17 protein-coding genes are annotated in these 19,359 nt (G+C 71.5%); 6 read left to right on the top strand and 11 right to left on the bottom strand.

Annotated elements, in window-relative coordinates; all coding sequences use genetic code 11:
• Positions 1 to 15: 15 nt before the first annotated feature.
• The 7 genes from ABZZ20_RS19880 to ABZZ20_RS19850 all read right to left on the bottom strand — a co-directional run bounded on the left by ABZZ20_RS19880 (position 16) and on the right by ABZZ20_RS19850 (position 8,623).
• Complete coding sequence (locus ABZZ20_RS19880; RefSeq protein ID WP_356871208.1) at positions 16 to 885, bottom strand: NTP transferase domain-containing protein; 870 nt, start codon at positions 883 to 885, stop codon at positions 16 to 18.
• A gap of 245 nt (positions 886 to 1,130) precedes the next feature.
• Positions 1,131 to 1,664, bottom strand: coding sequence for a bacterial proteasome activator family protein (locus tag ABZZ20_RS19875; protein ID WP_356871206.1), 534 nt, complete (start codon positions 1,662 to 1,664; stop codon positions 1,131 to 1,133).
• 94 nt (positions 1,665 to 1,758) lie between these two features.
• A complete protein-coding gene (locus ABZZ20_RS19870) occupies positions 1,759 to 4,584 on the bottom strand; it encodes an ABC transporter permease (protein ID WP_356871204.1) in 2,826 nt (941 codons plus the stop codon).
• Positions 4,581 to 5,360, bottom strand: a complete 780-nt coding sequence (locus tag ABZZ20_RS19865) for an ABC transporter ATP-binding protein (RefSeq protein WP_356871202.1) — start codon at positions 5,358 to 5,360, stop codon at positions 4,581 to 4,583. Before ABZZ20_RS19865 ends, ABZZ20_RS19870 begins: the two co-directional genes overlap by 4 nt.
• Positions 5,361 to 5,388: 28 nt before the next feature.
• The gene (locus tag ABZZ20_RS19860; protein WP_356871200.1) at positions 5,389 to 6,036 is read right to left on the bottom strand and encodes a PadR family transcriptional regulator; all 648 of its coding nucleotides are present in this window, start codon (positions 6,034 to 6,036) and stop codon (positions 5,389 to 5,391) included.
• A gap of 95 nt (positions 6,037 to 6,131) precedes the next feature.
• Complete coding sequence (locus ABZZ20_RS19855) at positions 6,132 to 6,806, bottom strand: hypothetical protein (RefSeq protein ID WP_356871198.1); 675 nt, start codon at positions 6,804 to 6,806, stop codon at positions 6,132 to 6,134.
• 173 nt (positions 6,807 to 6,979) lie between these two features.
• Entirely contained in the window at positions 6,980 to 8,623 is a 1,644-nt protein-coding gene (locus ABZZ20_RS19850; RefSeq protein WP_356871196.1) for a protein kinase, read from the bottom strand.
• A gap of 229 nt (positions 8,624 to 8,852) precedes the next feature.
• Here ABZZ20_RS19850 and ABZZ20_RS19845 point away from each other — a divergent pair, with 229 nt between their 5' ends.
• Positions 8,853 to 10,430 (top strand): protein kinase, encoded by a 1,578-nt coding sequence (locus tag ABZZ20_RS19845; protein ID WP_356871194.1) that lies wholly within the window; start codon positions 8,853 to 8,855, stop codon positions 10,428 to 10,430.
• Between the two features lie 97 nt (positions 10,431 to 10,527).
• On the opposite strand, the gene ABZZ20_RS19840 is transcribed toward ABZZ20_RS19845, so the two are convergent.
• Positions 10,528 to 10,944: a pyridoxamine 5'-phosphate oxidase family protein gene (locus ABZZ20_RS19840; RefSeq protein ID WP_356871192.1), complete on the bottom strand. Its 417-nt coding sequence runs from the start codon at positions 10,942 to 10,944 to the stop codon at positions 10,528 to 10,530.
• 96 nt (positions 10,945 to 11,040) lie between these two features.
• Positions 11,041 to 11,703 carry a response regulator transcription factor gene (locus ABZZ20_RS19835; RefSeq protein WP_356871190.1) on the bottom strand — a complete coding sequence of 221 codons (663 nt, stop codon included), beginning with the start codon at positions 11,701 to 11,703 and terminating at the stop codon, positions 11,041 to 11,043.
• A 325-nt stretch (positions 11,704 to 12,028) separates the two neighbouring features.
• Here ABZZ20_RS19835 and pdhA point away from each other — a divergent pair, with 325 nt between their 5' ends.
• From pdhA to ABZZ20_RS19810, 5 genes are all read left to right on the top strand, one after another.
• Complete coding sequence (pdhA, locus tag ABZZ20_RS19830) at positions 12,029 to 13,231, top strand: pyruvate dehydrogenase (acetyl-transferring) E1 component subunit alpha (protein WP_356871188.1); 1,203 nt, start codon at positions 12,029 to 12,031, stop codon at positions 13,229 to 13,231.
• Entirely contained in the window at positions 13,231 to 14,211 is a 981-nt protein-coding gene (locus tag ABZZ20_RS19825) for an alpha-ketoacid dehydrogenase subunit beta (protein WP_356871186.1), read from the top strand. Before pdhA ends, ABZZ20_RS19825 begins: the two co-directional genes overlap by 1 nt.
• Positions 14,212 to 14,242: 31 nt before the next feature.
• Positions 14,243 to 15,661, top strand: a complete 1,419-nt coding sequence (locus ABZZ20_RS19820) for a dihydrolipoamide acetyltransferase family protein (protein WP_356871272.1) — start codon at positions 14,243 to 14,245, stop codon at positions 15,659 to 15,661.
• 176 nt (positions 15,662 to 15,837) lie between these two features.
• A complete protein-coding gene (locus ABZZ20_RS19815) occupies positions 15,838 to 16,773 on the top strand; it encodes a GNAT family protein (protein WP_356871184.1) in 936 nt (311 codons plus the stop codon).
• Between the two features lie 150 nt (positions 16,774 to 16,923).
• Positions 16,924 to 17,334, top strand: a complete 411-nt coding sequence (locus ABZZ20_RS19810; RefSeq protein WP_356871182.1) for a hypothetical protein — start codon at positions 16,924 to 16,926, stop codon at positions 17,332 to 17,334.
• 46 nt (positions 17,335 to 17,380) lie between these two features.
• Here the strand turns inward: ABZZ20_RS19810 and ABZZ20_RS19805 are convergent, their stop codons facing one another.
• Together ABZZ20_RS19805 and ABZZ20_RS19800 are read right to left on the bottom strand one after the other, a co-directional pair.
• Positions 17,381 to 17,797 (bottom strand): PPOX class F420-dependent oxidoreductase, encoded by a 417-nt coding sequence (locus ABZZ20_RS19805; protein ID WP_356871180.1) that lies wholly within the window; start codon positions 17,795 to 17,797, stop codon positions 17,381 to 17,383.
• A gap of 103 nt (positions 17,798 to 17,900) precedes the next feature.
• Positions 17,901 to 19,103, bottom strand: a complete 1,203-nt coding sequence (locus ABZZ20_RS19800; protein WP_356871178.1) for a DUF1266 domain-containing protein — start codon at positions 19,101 to 19,103, stop codon at positions 17,901 to 17,903.
• Positions 19,104 to 19,359: the final 256 nt, after the last annotated feature.

Below are 19,359 nucleotides of genomic sequence, written 5' to 3'. Positions count from 1 at the left end.
CGGCATCGGTGGGGGTCATCCTGAGCCGTTCTCTCCGGTCTCGGTTTCGGTTTCGGCGGCCCAGCGCAGGGCCAGGTCGGCAGCCTTGCGGGACGCCTCGGCGACGGCGGTGGCGGGGTCGGCGCCGGTGGCTTCGGCTTGGGCGGCCGCGTAGCCGACCAGGAAGGTGGTCAAGGGGGCGGCGGGCCGGGCGACGCCGTGGGCGGCGTCGCGGGCGAGGTCGAGCAGGGTCTTGGTGTCGACGGTGACGTCGATCCCCAGCTCGGTCGAGACGGCGGTGATCCATTGTTCCAGCACGTTCCCATGCTCCCTGATCCTGGCGCGGGCGGTTGCGAGATCGTCCCAGGTGTCGCAGTCGAAGGAGGCGAGCGGCGCAGCGTCCGCCACTGTGGCCAGGTCGAGCTCGGCGGTGAGGAAGCGCAGGGGGAGCCCGGCGAGGGTGCTGTGCTCGGCGGCCAGGAGGGCGATTTCGCGACGCAGGGGTTCGGCGCGGTAGGCGGCGACGAGGGGTTGGTCGCGGCCGGTGGGGTCGCGGAGCAGGGCGCCGTCGCCTCCGGCGGCGCAGGCGTGGAGGAGGGCGCGGACCGTCGCGCGGTCCAGGAAGGGAAGGTCGGCGGAGAGGACGAGGACCAGGTCGGCCGTCGTCTGGCGCAGACCGGCGTCCAGGGCGGCTACGGGGCCGGCGCCGGGCGGGTTCTCGACGGTCCAGTGGACCGGGCGGGCGGTGGGGCGGCGACCGCCGACCACGACGGTGGTCGCGGCGTCGGCGCAGGCGTCGAGGACGCGGTCGAGGAGGGTGCGACCGCCGACGTGGAGGGCGGGTTTGTCCGCGCCTCCGAGACGGCGGGCGGCTCCGCCGGCCAGGACGATTGCGTCGTAGCTCATGCCAATGAGTATGCGCGGGTCATGTCGCCCGCGGGGAACTGCACTTGCCCGGGGCGTACGTGGGGCCCCACGGGGCTCACGTGGCCTGCGCGGCCACGTGGCCCGTGTGGCCCGTGTGGCTCACATGGTGCATGCGTAGCTCACGCCCGGCCCGAGGCTCCGACCCGGCCGGTCTCGTCCCGGCTGCGGCGCCGCACGTGCCTGCGGGGCCGGAAGGCGCAGTGCTTCCGGCCCCGCAGGGCGGTCTACAGGTACGGGCCGGAGCGGATCGGGCCGTGGCCGTCGTCGTCGTCCGTCGGGGCGCCGGGCGGGAGCGCCCGGCGCATCTGTTCCAGCTGGGCCCGAGCAGCCATCTGCTGTGCGAACAGGGCCGTCTGGATGCCGTGGAAGAGGCCCTCCAGCCAACCCACCAACTGGGCCTGTGCGATGCGCAGTTCCGCCTCGGAAGGAATGGCTTCCTCGGTGAACGGCAGGGAGAGGCGCTCCAGTTCCTCGACCAGTTCCGGGGCCAGACCGTCCTCCAGCTCCTTCACCGACGCGGCGTGGATGTCCTTGAGACGGACCCGGCTGGCCTCGTCCAGAGGTGCGGCGCGGACCTCTTCCAGAAGTTGCTTGATCATGCTGCCGATCCGCATGACCTTGGCGGGCTGTTCGACCATCTCCGTCACCGGGACCTCGCGCGACTCGTCATCGGCGCCGCCGACCGCCGTCCCGTCCTGTCCCACGATCAGGACGTGCGGGGGGCTGTCCTGCGACCGTTCACTCCTCGGCATCTCCATGCCGGCCATTCTCTCGCACACCTGCGTACTCACACGGTGTGCCCCCGCACGGGCGTGATCCACCCTGTACGGGGGCGTGAACGGTAAGTGACCGTCAGCCTGCTGCGCGGCGGGCCAGGGCGCCGCCCGACTTCGTGACCAGGGCCGCCAGCAGGGCCGCGCCCAGCGGGACCAGGACGAGGAGTCCGCCGAGGGTCTCCCACGGCACCGAGATGGGCACGTACACCACGTCGCCCGGGCCGCCGGCCATCTCAATGAGGTGTTCCTCTTCCCGGCGCTGGACGAGCCGTAGGCCGACCGCGGGCAGGATTCCGGCCGCCGAGCCCAGGACCACGCCCATCAGGGCCACCACCCCGCACTGGAAGCCGCTGAGGGTGCGCCGCACCCGCGGGGCCGCGCCGACCGCCGCCAGGGTCTTCAGATCACCCTCGGCGTCGGCCTGGGCGAGCCCGGTGGCGATGCCGGCCGCGCCGATGGTGACCAGGCCGGCGAAGACGGTCAGGGCCAGCATGGCCACGCCGGCCCGGGGCTGGTAGCCGGCCTCGATGGTGACGGGTGCCTCCACCCCGATCTGGTCGATCCGGGCGGCGAGCCGCTGCCGTTGTTCGCTGGTGGCCTTGCCGTCCAGGGTGAAGTACGAGCCGTACGGCAGCGTAGCGAGGCCGGCGCTCTTGGCCGCGGAGGGCGGCAGGATGAGCTCGATGCCGTAGCCGTCCGTGGTGTCGGGCACCTGATGGACCGCGAAGACCTTGTCCTCTCCGGGCGGGTCCACGCCGGGCTCGCGCTTGTCGAGGCCCTTGTTGTCGATCAGCCGCAGGGTGACCTTGCCGTCCTTGACGTTGCGCTTGTCGAAGGAGACGCCCTTGCCGGCCTTCAGGGCGGACACCGCCCCCGGATCGGTGACCGCGAGCGCCGTCAGCAGCTTCTCGTCGGCGACCACCGTCTCGTACTGCACGCCGTGCCGGTCCATCTGACACCGCTCGTCCTTGCGCAGTTCCTTCACCTGTGCCGGCGGGAAGGAGGAGGGCCCGTTCTTCGCCTCGAAGAGCGGGCAGCGCTGTTCCTTGGGCTTGATGATCTCGGCCAGTCCGCAGCCGTCGTTGCGGGAGAACTTCGCGCAATCGGCCGCGCCGACCTGGACGTAGTCCACGTCCGCCCGGACCGCCAGCGGGAGTTCCTGGGACAGGGCCTCGCGGACGGCGGGCACGTCCTTCTGGCGGCCACGCTCCTGGAGCTCCACGACCCCCGAACCGCCGGGGAGGTCGGCGACGTACTTGTGGCGGGACTGGACGTCCATGCTGTGCTCGTACGTGGCCACGGCGACGGTGCCGGCGACGGCGGCCAGCACGGCGGCCACGGCGGGCGCCGTACGGCCCCGGTTGCGCACGGCGTCGCGCAGCGCGAGCCGCGGCGACAGCGGCAGCCAGCGCCCGAGCCGCCCGAACAGGCCGACCAGCACGGGGGTGAGGGCGACGATGCCCAGTTCGGCGATGGCGCTGCCGCCCGCGACGACGGTGGCGCCCATCCGGGAGGCCGTGCCGTACAGGGCGATCGTGGCGCCGACGCCGAGGGCGACCAGGCCGATGACGGGCAGGACGCGGTTGGACCGGCGGACACCGCGGCGGCCGGTCAGCGAGGCCAGGACGGTCTGTCGGGAGGCGGTGACGGCCGGGGCGATGGCGGACAGCAGACCGGTCAGCACGGCGAGCAGGGCGATGCCGAGGATCTCCAGCGGGCGGAACTCGAAACCGCCGAAGCGCAGGCCGAGGTACTCCTCCAGCACCGGCCGAAGCCCCACGGTGAGGGCGACGCCGATGATGGTGCCGCTGACTGCGGCCGCGGCGCCGATGACGAGGCCGCCGGAGAGCACGATGGCCCTGATGTGGCGCCGGTCGCCGCCGTTGGAACCGACCAGGCCGAGCTGGCGGCGCGAGCGCCGGGCGCCGACCGCGAAGGCGGGTCCGGCGAGCAGGCAGACCTCCAGCATCGCGAGGCCGACGACGGTGGCCAGGACGGCCAGTTCGGTGACAGGGAGCTTGTCGTCGGGGAGGTAGTAGCCCAGCTCCTTGGCTTGGGCGATGTAGGGCACCTCGGAGTCGGCCGGCGGGTTCAGCTGCACGGCGCGGGAGACGACCACCACGCCCTTCGCGTTGAACTCCTTGACCATGTTCCACGTGAAACCATCGCCGCCGACCTTGACGAGGTAGGTGTCGTGGGCGACGATCCCGGGCACCCCGGCGCTCTGGAGGGCCTTGTCGAGCGGGGTGAGCAGGGTGCCGGGCGGCGCGATGACCTCGGACTTGTTCAGGTCGGAGGGCAACTCGTAGGCACCCACGACCTTGTACCAGGCGTCCGATCCGCGGGCGCGGAAGTCGGAGCCCACGAAGAAGCCGGAGTCCTTCAGGAAGGCGGTGGTGGCGATGACCTCGCCCGCCTCCTGGGGAAGCCGGCCGCGCTTCAGCGTGATCATGCCGTCGACCAGCGGGCTGGCCGCGTTGATCTCGCGCAGTTCGGTGTCGAGCAGGCCGTACCGGGTACGGACCTTGGCCTGGCTCGTGCTGTCCTTGAGGGACTGGGCGCCCGCCGGGACCGCCTCGCCCACGAGATTCGGATTCGATTCCTTGGACGGGTCGTACGAGTCGTAGCCGCCGACCGGCCTGAAGTCCCTTCCCTCGACGTTCTGGTAGACGGGTACGCCCATGCCCGGATCGCTCAACCGGGCATCGGCACTACCGATTTGACGGGAGACGGCCTGCGCGGGGGAGAGCTGGGCGCTGCGCATCGTGAGGTCGGCGGCGCTCACGCCGACGATCGGCAGGGCGATCATCGCGAGGACGAGGGCGCTGCGGCCCTTGGCGCGCCAGGCGTCGCGGCGGGCGATCCGGATGGCCGCGACCCACGCGTGGTACGAGGACGTCACTGGCCGGCCGCCTGCCCCGAGAGCAGGGAGTCGGCCTGGCTGCGTAGGGTCTCGTCGACCACGCTTCCGTCGCGCAGGAAGACCACGCGGTCCGCCCAGGCGGCGAACCGCGGTTCATGGGTGACGAGGACCCCGGCGGCACCCGCGTCGCAGCGGGAACGCAGCAGGCCGAGGACGGATTCGCCGGTCTCGGAGTCGAGGGCACCGGTGGGCTCGTCGGCGAGCACGAGGCGGCGGTCGCCGACGAGGGCGCGGGCGATGGCCACGCGCTGCTGCTGGCCGCCGGACATCTCGTCGGGGAACCGGTCGGCGAGCTGCCGCAGGCCCATTTCCTCCAGGGCCGCCAGCGCCGAGACGCGGGCCTTGCGGGCGGAGACGCCGTCGAGTTCACGGGGGAGGGCCACGTTCTCGGCGGCGGTGAGGGCCGGGATCAGGTTGTAGTCCTGGAAGACGTACCCGATGCTGCGGCGGCGCAGCGCGGCCAGTTCCTTGCGGCTCGCGGTGGTGATGTCGGTGCCCTCGACGATGACGTGGCCGCTGGTCGGGGTGTCGAGACCGCCGGCCAGGGTGAGCAGCGTGGACTTGCCGGAGCCGGAGGGGCCCATGACGGCGACGAGTTCACCGGGGTAGACGGCCAGGTTGATGCCGCGCAGGGCGTGCACCTCGGTGGCGCCGCTGCCGTGCGTGCGCACCAGCCTGTCGAGTTGGAGGACGGGGCGCTCGGACGGTGCGTGCGGTACGGGCTGTATGTGGGGTGCGGAATGCTGGTCGGGCATGGAAGTCCCCCCTGGGACGGTGGTGTGGTCAGCTCCGCGGGGTGCGGGAGGCGCGGAGCGGTGGTGCGGTGACGGCGACGGTGTCGGTGTCGGCGGCCTGCGGCGGGTCGGGCTCGGCTCTCCGGTCGGCCAGCAGGGAGAGCCGTACGAGCCGGGATTCGGAATGGTCGAGCCAGCGGGCCTCGGCCTCGGTCTGGAAGATCAGCTGCTCCAGGACCAGCAGCCAGGCCACGTCGTCGCGTTCGCGGGTCTGCCCGCTCTCGATCGCGGCGAGCGCCTGCGCCTTGAGTCGGGTGTAGTCCTGCATCGCCTTGATCGTGGCGTGCCGCTGGGCCTGGATGACGGCGCGGATGTCCACGCCGGGAGCGCCCACGGCCATGGCGAGCTTGATGGACAGCTCGTCGCGGGGCGGGTTGGTGCGGTCCACGGGGCGCTCGTACCACTGGTGCAGTTCGGCGCGTCCGGTATCGGTGATGGCGTAGAGGGTGTGCCCGGCAGCGTCCTCGCCGTCGGGGACGACGAGGCCGTCGCGTTCCAGACGGGCGAGTGTGGTGTACACCTGACCGACGTTGAGTGGCCAGGTGGAGCCGGTACGGGATTCGAACTCGGTACGCAGCTGAGAGCCGTACCGAGAACCCCTTTCCAGCAGGGCGAGAAGGCCGTGGCGAATGGACATACTCAGTATGTATACCGAGTATGTCGGGTATCGCAACCGTCCTGAGGTGTACGTCGGGAGGAGGAGAGGCCGCCCCGCGTCCTGCTGGAGGCGGGTCAGAGGCCCCTGCGCAGCCGCACGCCGAGGTACCCCAGGCCGAGCCCCATCAGGGCGAAACCGGTGCCGAGCGGCAGTATGTGGGCGGCCAGATCGGCGGCGCGCTCGTTCCGCTCGGTGCCGAGCGCGGTGACTGCGGGTGGAGGGCTCGGCGGGGGCTGCGCGAGAGGCGGGGGCGCGGTGGCGGTGGGCCGGATGCGCGGGCGCACCGGGAAGGGGCGGGAGGCCAGCACGGTCTCCGGGTTCGGGGGCTCGGCCGCCGGCCGACCGGGCCGCTCCCGCCCGACCCCGGCGGCGTTGCCGGCCAGCTCCTGGTAGGCCTCGTGGGGTACGTCGGCCGCCGGATCGGGGGCGGCGACGTGCGGCGCGGTGACGCTGGCGGTGTCGTCGATGTCGGTGGTGTCGGTGGTTTCCTCGGTGTCCTCGGTGTCGGTCGGGTCCTCGGTGTCGATCCGCCCGGCTGAGGCGGGGGAGGCTGCACGGGCGAGCGGACGGCCGGCCGGGGCGGCGCGGGAAACGGACGAGAAGGTGGCGGACGAGGCGGACGGGGAAGCGGTGGAGGCGGACGAAGTGGCCGCGCACGCGGACGCGGATGCGGATGCGGCGGGGGACAGTGCGGCGCCGGCCGCTGCGGCCCCGGCCAGCCAGCGCTGCACACGGAGGCGTTGAGCCACGGGTAGCCCCTCCCGTCCGTGGGGCCCCGGACCGGATCCGGGGGAGAGCGAGATGTTTCGCTCAGGTTTACATGGTGGGGCAAAAGCGGCATCCCGGGCGGCCCGTCAGGGTCGTCCGGGATGCCGGTGTGTCGTGCGGGGCGGCGACGGCGCCGCCTTCATGGTGCTTCGGACTACTCGGGGTTGCCGGTCGACACGGTCAGCGTGTACTCCGTGCCTTCCTTGTCGATCTTGTCGCCGGGCCGCGGGTTCTGGTCGAGCACGGTGTCCTTGCCGTACACGGCCTCGTCCTTCTCGACGATGGTGTACTTGCCGCCGGAGGCCTGGATGCACGCCTTGACCGAGAGCAGGTTCTTGTAGCGCAGGTCCGGCGCCGTGTACTTGGTGGCGTCGCTGTAGTGCTTGCTCGGCTCCTTGCACTTGGCCGCGTCGATCGTGCGCGAGAGGTCCGGCCCCTTGAAACCGGCCTTGGCCGATGCGGACGCGGACGCGGAGGCTCCGGGCGAAGCCGTACCGCCGCCGGTGTCCTTCTCGTTGCCGTCGTACGACAGGGCCGCGATCAGACCGCCGACGGCCAGCAGGGCCACCGCGATCGCGCCCACGATCACGGGCGTGTTCCGCTTGTCGCCGCCCCCGGCGGTCGGGGCCGCGTTGGTCGCCGGCGAGATGGTGAACGGCGGCGGGGTCTGCGGCGCGTACTGCTGCTGGGGCGGGTACGCGTACCCGCCCTGCCCGTGCTGCTGCGGCGCCGGCGGCGGGGTCTGCGCGTACGGGGACGGCGGCGGGGTCTGCGCGTACGGCTGCTGCACCGACTGCGGCGGTGCCTGGAAGCCGGAGTCCACCGGCGGGAACACGGCCGAGCTGACGCCCGCCCCGCTGCCGCCGGTGTGGCTGCCCGGGACGATGACCGGCGCGCCGGCCTGCCCGGCCGAGAGCACCCGGATGACCTCGTCGTGCATGGCGGTGGCCGTGGGGAAGCGCTCGTTCGGGTTCTTCTTCAGGGCTCGCGCGACCAGTGCGTCCATCGCCGGGGTGATCGACCGGTTGACGGAGGACGGAGCGACCGGCTCCTCCTGCACGTGCGCGTACGCGATGGCGAGCGGTGAGTCGGCGTCGAACGGAATCCGGCCGGTCAGCAGCTGGAACAGCATGATGCCGACCGAGTAGAGGTCGGAGCGGGCGTCGACGCCGCGGCCCAGGGCCTGCTCGGGCGAGAGGTACTGCGGGGTGCCGACGACCATGCCGGTCTGCGTCATCGAGGTGACACCGGACTGCATGGCCCGGGCGATGCCGAAGTCCATCACCTTGACCACGCCGCGCTTGGTCATCATCACGTTGCCGGGCTTGATGTCACGGTGGACCAGGCCCATCTCGTGGCTGGTCTCCAGTGCGGCCAGCACGTCGGCCGTCACCTTCAGCGCCTTGTCGGCCGGCATCGCCCCGTACTGGCGGATGTCCGCTTCGAGGACGGAGCCGAGCGGCTGGCCCTCCACGTACTCCATGACGATGTACGGCATCACCGCGCCGTCCGCGCCGGAGCCGGTCACCTCGCCCTCGCCCGTGTCGAAGACCGAGACGATGTTCGTGTGCGACAGTTTCGCAACAGCCTGGGCCTCACGGCGGAACCGCTCACGGAATGACTGTTCGCGGCCCAGGTCGCTGTGCAGCGTCTTGATGGCGACCTGCCGGTCGAGCGCAGTGTCGTACGCCAAGTACACGGACGCCATGCCGCCCGCACCCAGCAAGTCCCTTAGCTGGTAACGGCCACCGGCCAGAGAGCCGCCTGCGTACTGGCCCTGAGTGCCGTCCTGGCTCATGACTGTTGCTTCCCCTCGGGATGTGTCCCTACGCCTCTGGCTGAGCGCATGTCGCGCCCAGTCTGCCGGAGGGCAAGCACACGTCAAGCCAGGTACTCGTTCCGTGACCACAAGGCCACCGCGCGCCATTGTCCGAACGGCGACCTGTTCCGAGGCTGTAGCGTTCATCGGAGCACACGAAAAGGACCTACCGCTGAGCGGCGGCCGAGAGAGACGACGGCGAGGACTGATGGCACCCGAACCCGAGGGAAACGGCGCCGGGATGGCCGACGGTCCTGAGCATTGGGGCGCCGGCGGACTGGTCGGCGACGGCCGCTACCGGCTCACCCACCGCCTGGGCCGCGGTGGCATGGCGGAGGTGTTCGCCGCCGAGGACGTCCGGCTGGGCCGGACCGTCGCCGTGAAGCTGTTGCGCGCCGACCTCGCCGAGGACCCGGTGTCCAAGGCGCGCTTCACGCGCGAGGCACAGTCGGTCGCGGGGCTCAACCACCACGCCGTCGTCGCCGTGTACGACTCCGGTGAGGACAAGGTCGGCCCCAACACCGTCCCTTACATCGTCATGGAGCTGGTCGAGGGTCGCACCATCCGCGATCTGCTGATCAGTGCCGAGGCCCCGGGCCCCGAGCAGGCGCTGATCATCGTCTCGGGCGTGCTCGAAGCGCTCGCCTACTCGCACCAGCACGGCATCGTGCACCGTGACATCAAGCCCGCCAACGTCATCATCACGGACACCGGCGCGGTGAAGGTGATGGACTTCGGCATCGCCCGTGCCCTGCACGGCGCGCAGTCGACGATGACCCAGACCGGCATGGTCATGGGCACCCCGCAGTACCTGTCGCCCGAGCAGGCGCTCGGCAAGGCGGTGGACCACCGCTCCGACCTGTACGCCACGGGCTGCCTGCTGTACGAACTGCTCGCGCTGCGTCCTCCGTTCACGGGTGAGACCCCGCTGTCGGTGGTCTACCAGCACGTGCAGGACGTGCCGGTACCGCCGTCGCAGCTGCCGGAGGGCCGGCACATCCCGCAGGAGCTCGACGGGCTCGTCATGCGCTCCCTCGCCAAGGACCCGGACGACCGGTTCCAGAGCGCCGAGGAGATGCGCGGGCTGGTCCAGTACGCCCTGCAGATGCTGCACGACCAGGGCGCTAACACGGGCACCTGGAACACCGGCCCGGTCACCATGGCCCTTCCGCACGGCCGCGGTGGCGCACAGACCACGGCGATGCCGACGGCCGCGTCCGGTGGGCAGCAGAACTACCCGGCGCACGCCACGACCTCGCAGTTCCACCAGCCGATGGTGCCGCCGCTGAACCCGGACGACGGCTCGGCCTTCCCCGGCGGGGGCGGCGGGTACGACAACCACGGCCACGGTGGCGGTCCGAGCGGCCACGACGGCTACGACGACCGCGGCACCGGCCGCTGGAAGCTGTGGCTGTTCGCGCTGCTCGCGATCGTCGCGGTCGCGGGAGGCGTGGCGTACGCCGTCACCTCCGTGTCGCACAAGGAGAAGGGCGACAACACTCCGTCGGTCGTCCAGAGTTCGCCGAGCGGCCGGTCGGAGAGCCCGTCCGCGCAGCAGAACACGCAGCCGTCGCACGAGGCGTCGGCCTCGCGTTCGTCCGAGGACTTCACGCCGGCGCCCAGTCGCAGCAAGTACTCGCCGAGCAGTAGTCCGTCTTCGTCGCCGTCGTCCAGCCCGTCGCCCTCGGCGTCGAAGGGGACGCCCTCGCCCTCGGCGACGAAGTCGCCGACGAAGAGCGCGTCGCCGCCGGTGGAGTCGCCGAATCCGCAAGGTGATTCGAACTAGCGGCGAAACAGCGCGTGCGGAAGGGCGGGCCCGACGGAATGCGATTCCGTCGGGCCCGCCTTCGTGCGAGTCTTCGATGCGCGGGTGAACGCCCTGATCAGAGGGCGTACTGGTACTCCCGGTCCGGATTTCCGGAGAGGGAGTGGACCGTGACGAACTGGGGCTCGATTCGCAGGTGGACCGGATCGAACACTTCACCGTCCACGAAATGCGGGCCCGGCCCGAAGAGCTCCAGTTCGCGGGTCGTCGGTTCGATGATCTGCGCGGTTCCGGTGAACTGAACGGACCACAACCGCGAGTCCCGGGAATTGAAGTTGTCGGCCCCGTAGGCGACCACGCTGCCGTTGCAGGCCCGGTGGTAGCCGAAGCCGGCGTGCATCCTCAGGACGACCTTGCCGTCCACCACGATGTGACGGGCGGGGGCGAGGAAGGGCAGCGCGCGCATGCTGGTGGCCACCCTGCCGTACGGCACCCGGTGCAGCAGTTCGATGGCGTGGAGTTCCTCCGGTGACATGCGTCCACCTTGAGGTACCCACCCGGTGCCGGAAAAGAGGAGCCCGCCCTGATGCCCGCAGGACGTTGGTCCTGAACCAAACCGAACCGGACGCGCTCAGGCTCGCTTCTCGGCCTGGAGACGGGCCACGTACGCGGCGGCTTGGGAGCGACGCTCCATGCCCAGCTTGGACAGCAGGCTGGAGACGTAGTTCTTGATGGTCTTCTCGGCCAGGTGCAGCCGCTCGCCGATGGCACGGTTGGTCAGGCCCTCGCCGATCAGGTCGAGGATCTTGCGCTCCTGCTCGGTGAGGTGCGAGAGGCGGTCGTCGCCCTTGCCCTTCCCGCCGTCGCGCAGGCGTTCCAGCACCCGCGCCGTGGCCACCGGGTCCAGCAGCGACTTGCCGGCCGCCACGTCCCGAACGGCACCGAGCAGTTCATTGCCGCGGATCGCCTTGAGCACGTAGCCCGAGGCCCCGGCCATGATCGCGTCGAACAAGGCCTCGTCGTCGGCGAACGAGGTCAACATCAGGCATTTGACGTCCTCGTCCTGTGAGCGGACCTCGCGGCAGACCTCCACCCCGCTGCCGTCCGGCAGGCGCACGTCGAGCACGGCCACGTCGGGACGGGTGGCGGGGATGCGCACCAGGGCATCGGCTGCGGTGCCGGCTTCGCCGACGATCTCGATGTCCTCTTCGACCGAAAGAAGCTCATGGACACCCCGACGTACCACTTCGTGGTCGTCCAGGAGGAATACCTTGATTTTTCCGTCTTCGCGCACGAACTCAGTTTCACACACTCACCCCTTCCCTGACGTCGTTACCCGGGATAACGTGCCGTTGTTCCGGCCCCCTGCAAGGCTGTGACCAGTGGTTGTTCCCGGCTCCGTGGATTTACTTGGAAATCCAAGTAAAAACGCAGGTCAAGCGGGGTTTCGCAGTTATGCGGCGTACTGGGTAACGTGCATTGCGCAGGGCACTTGCCGGGGCACCTGTCACGCCCGAATCCACACACGACGCGCACCCACCCCGTGCGCTGGTGGAGATTCGGGTGAGCCGCACTGGACCCCGGAGAACCCGGGAGCCGGACCGACGGAGGAGCAACACGTGACCGTGGAGAGCACTGCCGCGCGCAAGCCGCGACGCAGCAGCGGCACCAAGCGGGCGGCTGGCGCGGCGAGCGCCCGCAAGACCGCCGCTGCCACCGCGCAGAACGCCGAGCCCCAGCTCGTACAGCTGCTGACACCCGAAGGGGAACGCGTCAGCGCCACAGACAACCCTGACACTGCGGAGTTCTCGTCCTTCGTCGAGGACATCACCGCCGAGGACCTGCGCGGGCTCTACCGCGACATGGTCCTGACCCGCCGCTTCGACGGCGAGGCGACGGCCCTGCAGCGCCAGGGCGAGTTGGGCCTGTGGGCCTCGCTGCTCGGGCAGGAGGCCGCCCAGATCGGCTCCGGCCGGGCGCTCCGCGACGACGACTACGTGTTCCCGACCTACCGTGAGCACGGTGTGGCCTGGTGCCGCGGCGTCGACCCGACGAACCTGCTCGGGATGTTCCGCGGTGTGAACCACGGCGGCTGGGACCCGAACACCAACAACTTCCACCTGTACACGATCGTGATCGGCTCGCAGACGCTGCACGCGACCGGTTACGCGATGGGCGTGGCCAAGGACGGCGCGGACTCCGCGGTCATCGCCTACTTCGGCGACGGTGCGTCCAGCCAGGGCGACGTCGCCGAGGCCTTCACCTTCGCGGCCGTCTACAACTCCCCCGTGGTGTTCTTCTGCCAGAACAACCAGTGGGCGATCTCCGAGCCGACCGAGCGCCAGATGCGCGTGCCGCTCTACCAGCGCGCCCAGGGCTTCGGCTTCCCGGGCGTCCGCGTGGACGGCAACGACGTCCTGGCCTGCCTGGCGGTCACCCGCTGGGCGCTGGAGCGGGCGCGCCGCGGCGAGGGCCCGACCCTGATCGAGGCGTTCACGTACCGGATGGGCGCGCACACCACCTCCGACGACCCGACGAAGTACCGTCGGGACGAGGAGACCGCGTCCTGGGAGGCGAAGGACCCGATCCTGCGCCTGAAGACCTACCTGGTCGCGAGCGGCGGCGCCGACGAGGCCTTCTTCGAGTCCCTGGAGGCCGAGAGCGAGGCGCTGGGCAAGCGGGTGCGCGAGGTCGTGCGCGCCATGCCCGACCCGGACACGATGGCGATCTTCGAGAACGTCTACGCGGACGGGCACGCGCTCGTCGACGAGGAGCGCGCCCAGTTCGCTGCCTACCTCGCGTCCTTCGAGGAGGGTCACTGATGGCTGTCGAGAAGATGTCGATCGCGAAGGCGCTCAACGAGTCCCTGCGCAAGGCCCTGGAGACGGACCCGAAGGTCCTGATCATGGGCGAGGACGTCGGCAAGCTGGGCGGTGTCTTCCGGATCACCGACGGCCTGCAGAAGGACTTCGGCGAGGAGCGGGTCATCGACACCCCGCTCGCGGAGTCCGGCATCGTCGGCACCGCGATCGGCCTGGCGCTGCGCGGCTACCGTCCGGTGGTGGAGATCCAGTTCGACGGTTTCGTCTTCCCGGCGTACGACCAGATCGTCACGCAGCTCGCGAAGATGCACGCGCGGGCCCTGGGCAAGATCAAGCTGCCCGTCGTCGTACGCATTCCCTACGCGGGCGGCATCGGCGCGGTCGAGCACCACTCGGAGTCCCCCGAGGCGCTGTTCGCGCACATCCCGGGCCTGAAGGTGGTCTCGCCGTCGAACGCGAGCGACGCGTACTGGATGCTCCAGCAGGCGATCCTCAGCGACGACCCGGTGATCTTCTTCGAGCCGAAGCGGCGCTACTGGGACAAGGCCGAGGTCGACGTCGACGCCATCCCGGGCGAGCTGCACAAGGCGCGCGTGGCGCGCGAGGGCTCGGACATCACCCTGGCGGCCTACGGTCCCATGGTGAAGGTCTGCCTGGAGGCGGCGGCCGCGGCGGCCGAGGAGGGCAAGTCGGTGGAGGTCGTGGACCTGCGCTCGATGTCTCCGGTCGACTTCGACGGACTCCAGGTCTCGGTGGAGAAGACCCGCCGGCTCGTGGTCGTCCACGAGGCACCGGTGTTCCTGGGCATGGGCTCGGAGATCGCCGCCCGCATCACGGAGCGGTGCTTCTACCACCTGGAGGCGCCGGTGTTGCGCGTGGGCGGCTTCCACGCTCCGTACCCGCCGGCCCGCCTGGAGGACGAGTACCTGCCGGGCCTTGACAGGGTGCTCGACGCCGTCGACCGCTCGTTGGCGTACTGAGGAGAGCCCTGTGACGATCCGCGAATTCAAGATGCCCGATGTGGGCGAGGGCCTCACCGAGGCCGAGATCCTCAAGTGGTACGTCCAGCCGGGTGACACGGTCACCGACGGTCAGGTCGTCTGCGAGGTCGAGACGGCCAAGGCCGCCGTGGAGCTGCCGATCCCGTTCGACGGGGTCGTGCACGCGCTCCTCTTCGAGGAGGGCACCACGGTCGACGTCGGCCAGGTGATCATCTCCGTGCAGACCGGCCCGGCCGAGGCCGAGGCTCCGGCTGCTGCCGTTGCCGTTCCGGCTGCTGCCCCGGCTGCCGTTCCGGCCGCTGCCGAGGCCCCCGCCGAGGAGCCGGCCGCTGCGGCCCGCCAGCCCGTCCTGGTCGGGTACGGCGTGTCCCAGGCGTCCACGAAGCGCCGCCCGCGCAAGGCCGCCCAGAACGGCACGGCCGCGGTGGCCGCTCCGGTCGCCGTACCGGCGCAGCCGGAGGCAGCCGCGGTAGCCGGGCTGAACGGCAACGGCCACGCCGGCGGGGAGCGCCCGCTGGCGAAGCCGCCGGTGCGCAAGCTCGCCAAGGACCTCGGGATCGACCTGGCCACCGTGGTGCCCACCGGGGACGGCGGGGTCGTGACCCGGGAGGACGTGCACGCCGCCGCGGCCTCGATCATCCCGCAGGCCGCGGTCGCGCCGGCACCGGCCGCCCCGGCCGCCGCCGCGCCCGTACAGGTCCCGGCCCCGGTGGTGGGCGAGGCGACGGCCCGCGAGACCCGGATCCCGGTCAAGGGCGTCCGCAAGGTCAGCGCCCAGGCCATGGTCAGCTCCGCCTTCACCGCGCCGCACGTCACCGAGTTCATCACGTTCGACGTGACGCGCACGATGAAGCTGGTGCAGGAGCTCAAGGCCGACCCGGACCTGGCGGGGCTGCGCGTCAACCCGCTGCTCCTCATCGCCAAGGCGGTGCTGGTGGCCGTCCGCCGCAACCCGGACGTCAACGCGTCCTGGGACGAGGCGGCCCAGGAGATCGTGCTCAAGCACTACGTGAACCTGGGCATCGCGGCGGCCACCCCCCGCGGCCTGATCGTCCCGAACATCAAGGACGCCCACGCCAAGACGCTGCCCGAGCTGTCGACGGCCCTGTCCGAGCTGGTCGCCACGGCCCGCGACGGCAAGACCTCGCCGGCCGACATGCAGAACGGCACCATCACCATCACCAACGTCGGCGTCTTCGGCGTCGACACCGGTACGCCCATCCTGAACCCGGGCGAGTCCGCGATCCTCGCGGTCGGCGCGATCAAGCTCCAGCCGTGGGTCCACAAGGGCAAGGTGAAGCCGCGGCACGTCACCACCCTGGCGCTGTCGTTCGACCACCGGCTCATCGACGGCGAGCTCGGCTCCCGCTTCCTGGCCGACATCGCGGCGGTCCTGGAACACCCCCGCCGCCTGATCACCTGGTCGTAGCAGCAGGCGGTACACACCACGTCCGATGGCCGGCCCCGGAACCGGGGGCCGGCCATCGGGCGTCTCCGGGCTCCGCGTGATCGTGAGCGGCCGTTGGAAAAGGGCTTCTCGCCGGCCGACGGTCCAGCCGCACAAAAGCCCTGGTCGGTGTCGGCGGTGCGTGTGATCATCGCCGAATGATCTTCCGCTCTGCCACCGCGCACCCCACCGACCTGGACCGGGCCGTCGCCTACCCGGCCGACGGCCCCGTCGAAGCCCTTTCCGCCGAGGGGATCCGCGAGGAGCTCGCCCAGAACCGGTTCCGCCCCGAGTGGATCTGGTTCGCCGAGGACGGGAACGGCGAGGTCTGGGCCCGCGCCCTGTGGTGGGGCCGCGCCGACAGCGAGCGGCCCCTCGCGCTCGACTGTCTCCAGGTCCGCGCCGGCGTGGCCGACCCGGCCGCGGTCGCCGCCGGCCTGCTGGCCGCGGGGCACGAGGCCTTCGGGAACCTGCCGCTCTACAACATCTCGCTGCCCAGCCACTGGCGGACCGACCCGGAGCTGGTCGAGGCCGTCGCCTGGCGCCGGGAGGCCGCGTACGAGGCCGGGCTGACGAGCGAGATCGAGCGGCTCCGCTACGAGTGGACCCCGGCCGCCGGGGTTGCCGAGCCCGGCGGGCGGCTGGTCTTCCGGGAGGGCACGGACGAGGAGTTCCTGGACGCCTTCGCCCGCCTGTCCGCAGGCAGCCTGGACCTGCACACGCAGAACGAGCTCCGCTCGATGGACGCCGAGCAGCTGGCCCGCGAGGACGTCGAGTTCTACCTCGACTGCCCCGGCGAGCGCTCCTGGTGGCGCCTCGCCGACCTGCCGGACGGCACCCTCGCCGGAGTGGCCGTCCCGTCGGCGACCCCGTACCACCGCAACGTCGGTTACCTGGGCGTCGTACCGGAGCAGCGCGGCCGGGGCCTGATCGACGAGATCCTGGCGGAGATCACCCGCTTCCACGCGGACGGGGGCGCCGAGCGCATCACCGCGACCACGGACACCGTCAACGCCCCGATGGCTGCGGCATTCGACCGCGCCGGCTACGAGGTCACGGAGGTCCGCCTGGTCCTGGAGGGTCCCGCGGCGTGACGCCCGGGCGCCACCCGCGGCACGGCCCGCGGCGCGACCCGGCACCCCACCCGGTCGGGCACCGGTAGGGGGTAGCCTCCCGGCCGGGGAAGGGCCACCGACCCGCCGCTGCTCGACGAGCCGCATCCGCTGGCCCTGCGGGCCCTGGCCGTGAGTCGGATGCAGGAGGACCGGCTGCCCGACGAGACGCGGCTGCGCTGGGGCGGGGTGGCGCTGGCCGCGACCCGCCGCAAGGCCGAGTGGGAGGGCTCGCACGCCCTGGACCGTGCCGTGGAGCTGGCCGCCGTACGGGGCTACCTGATCCAGCAGTTCGGCCCGGGCCGGGGCGGCGACCCGGCCGCCCTGTGTCGGGAGGCGCTGGCCCTGATCGACCTGACGCCGGCACGAGCGGCTGCGGAGGCCGCCTCCTGGCGCGACCTGCCGCGATCCCGCATCCAACACCTGCGGCGCATCAAGCTCCTGCTGCCCTGGATGGCCCTCGTACGGCCGCACCTCCCGGACCACGGCCTCCTCGCGGAGGCCGTGGACGCCTGGGAGCAGGTCCGGCCGCAGCTTCCCTAGCGCTGTGAGCGGAAGGGTTCACCGGCCCGCGACGCCCGGCACGGCACTAGCCGGCCTTGGCGGCGTTGCCGAGCACCTTGGTGGGGGTGATGCGGACGACCACGCGGGAACTGTCCGCCAGGGACTTCGCGAAGTCCCTGCCGCCCTCCGGGCCCAGGTACTCCTCGGCGATGCGGGCGGCGACCGTACGTCCGGCGTCCTCGGCGAGGGCGGCCGTACCGCGGATCTCGACGTAGAGGAAGGGGTTGGCGGTGTCGAAGACGGTCAGCCCCACGCGCGCGTCGCGGGCGATGTTCCGCTCCTTGCGGCGGCCCCGCTCGGTGGAGACCAGCAGTTCGCCGCCGTCCCGGGTCACCCAGACCACCGAACTCTGCGGACTGCCGTCGGGGTTGAGGGTGGACAGCACCGCCGGGTGCGGGGAGTCGAGCAGCTTGCGTACCGTGTCGTTCAGGACAAGGGTCATGCGGGGAACGCTAGTTGGGGAGCTCCGGGACCGTCCAAGGTTTCACCGGGACTGGCCGAAGTCGGCCTCGCACCTCCTTGCGCATCCCTCCTGCCGCTTCCCCCTACTTCCAGGGAATGTTGAGCCAGGGGCTGGCCGGCTCGGTGGTCAGGGTCAGGTGGGTGGCCAGCGAGCTCGTGTACCACTCGCCGAACTCCTCCTCGTCGAAGTGCAGGCACCGTCCGAGCAGGTAGCCGGCGGAGAACTCCTCCCAGGAGCGGTACCCGGAGCAGGCTGCCTCACCGGCGCGGAGCACGGCGCGCTCGGCCTCCTCGATGGTGCCCAAGCGGGCACCGAGTCCCCAGCGGGCCATCTGGGAGGCCCGGCCGATGTCCCAGCCCTCGACGGAGCGCACGTAGCCCCCTTCGGGCAGTAGTCCGTCGGCCCGGAAGCGCTGCTCGTAGCGGGCGATGCGGCCGATGAGGCGCTGCACGCCGGCGATCTCGCCCTCGACCTCGGCGGCGGGCCGCGGCTGCGCGACCGTGACCCCGTCGGGGGTGAGCTGGGGCTCGGCGGCCCGTTCGGCGGTGCGGCGCAGGCTGGCCTCGGCCGCGTGCCGCCAGTGTTCGACGTCGACGGGTCCGGCGAAGTCGGAGGCGAGGATGCGGCGCACGCGCAGCACGAACTCCCAGACGGGGCTGACGATCTCGGCGTTCAGCATGCGGTGCAGGACGTCGAGCCACTCCTCGCGGGTGGTGATGCCCCAGGACTTGCGCAGCCGTTCGCGCTCGCGGGTGTAACCGCTGCCGTGGTAGGCGAGGGCGTTCCAGAACTCCCCGTTGCTGACGGCCAGATGGGCTCCGACGGCGAGTCCGTGGGCGACCGGTCCGTGCAGGGGCCCACCGGAGTGCAGGGCGTGGACGGCTCCGGGGGCCAGGCCCCAGGTGGTGGCGGCGTCCCAGTGGGCGCGCCAGCGAGCGCGGTCGGCGGGACCGGTGGTGAGGTAGGCCTCGGCGGGGCTGCCGGGGTTCACGGCGAGGTAGGCGGGGTCGCGGTGGTCCCAGGCGTTGGCGAACCAGGCGAGGCTCTGGCGTACGAAGACGGTCTCGGCGGTGGGTAGGGGGAGCATTCCGCGGGTGTAGACGGGGAGAGCGTGACCCACGGGGTAGAAGCGGGCCTGTGTGGGTTCGGCGTCCACCTGGGCGCGGGGTTGCGGCAGGAACAGTTCGGCGCGGGCGAGCACGTCGAGATATCGACCCCAGTCGCCGGCGCTCTTGGACTCGTACAGCTCTCTCTCGATGGCACTCGGCGCGATCCAGGTCCCCATGCGGAAACCCTAGCGGGGCGCTCCGACGCCCGGTGCGGCACCTGCGGCCTGCCCGGCCTACCCGGCCCGCCCAACCGGCCGGTCCTTGAGCGGGGACTTCGTCCGGGAGGTGGTGGGCGGACCACCGTGCGGAGCGGTCGTGAGGGTGGCCGGGTCACCGTGCCGGGGCGAAAGGGGGGTGGTGGTGCGTAGGGGACGAGTGGTCCAGTGCGGCTCCGGCAGAGCTCGACGGGTCTTCGAGTCGTTCCTGACCAGG

This window comes from Streptomyces sp. NPDC006430 (assembly GCF_040612395.1).
In the GTDB taxonomy this organism is placed as follows: domain Bacteria; phylum Actinomycetota; class Actinomycetes; order Streptomycetales; family Streptomycetaceae; genus Streptomyces.
This window is presented reverse-complemented; position numbering and strand designations above follow the sequence as displayed.

Bases quoted from the DNA above. Each gene is read 5' to 3' on its own strand.
- ABZZ20_RS19880 (WP_356871208.1), bottom strand. From the start codon at position 885: ATGAGCTACGACGCAATCGTCCTGGCCGGCGGAGCCGCCCGCCGTCTC.
- ABZZ20_RS19875 (WP_356871206.1), bottom strand. From the start codon at position 1,664: ATGGAGATGCCGAGGAGTGAACGGTCGCAGGACAGCCCCCCGCACGTC.
- ABZZ20_RS19865 (WP_356871202.1), bottom strand. From the start codon at position 5,360: ATGCCCGACCAGCATTCCGCACCCCACATACAGCCCGTACCGCACGCA.
- ABZZ20_RS19860 (WP_356871200.1), bottom strand. From the start codon at position 6,036: ATGTCCATTCGCCACGGCCTTCTCGCCCTGCTGGAAAGGGGTTCTCGG.
- ABZZ20_RS19850 (WP_356871196.1), bottom strand. From the start codon at position 8,623: ATGAGCCAGGACGGCACTCAGGGCCAGTACGCAGGCGGCTCTCTGGCC.
- ABZZ20_RS19845 (WP_356871194.1), top strand. From the start codon at position 8,853: ATGGCACCCGAACCCGAGGGAAACGGCGCCGGGATGGCCGACGGTCCT.
- ABZZ20_RS19840 (WP_356871192.1), bottom strand. From the start codon at position 10,944: ATGTCACCGGAGGAACTCCACGCCATCGAACTGCTGCACCGGGTGCCG.
- ABZZ20_RS19825 (WP_356871186.1), top strand. From the start codon at position 13,231: ATGGCTGTCGAGAAGATGTCGATCGCGAAGGCGCTCAACGAGTCCCTG.
- ABZZ20_RS19820 (WP_356871272.1), top strand. From the start codon at position 14,243: ATGCCCGATGTGGGCGAGGGCCTCACCGAGGCCGAGATCCTCAAGTGG.
- ABZZ20_RS19815 (WP_356871184.1), top strand. From the start codon at position 15,838: ATGATCTTCCGCTCTGCCACCGCGCACCCCACCGACCTGGACCGGGCC.
- ABZZ20_RS19805 (WP_356871180.1), bottom strand. From the start codon at position 17,797: ATGACCCTTGTCCTGAACGACACGGTACGCAAGCTGCTCGACTCCCCG.
- ABZZ20_RS19800 (WP_356871178.1), bottom strand. From the start codon at position 19,103: ATGGGGACCTGGATCGCGCCGAGTGCCATCGAGAGAGAGCTGTACGAG.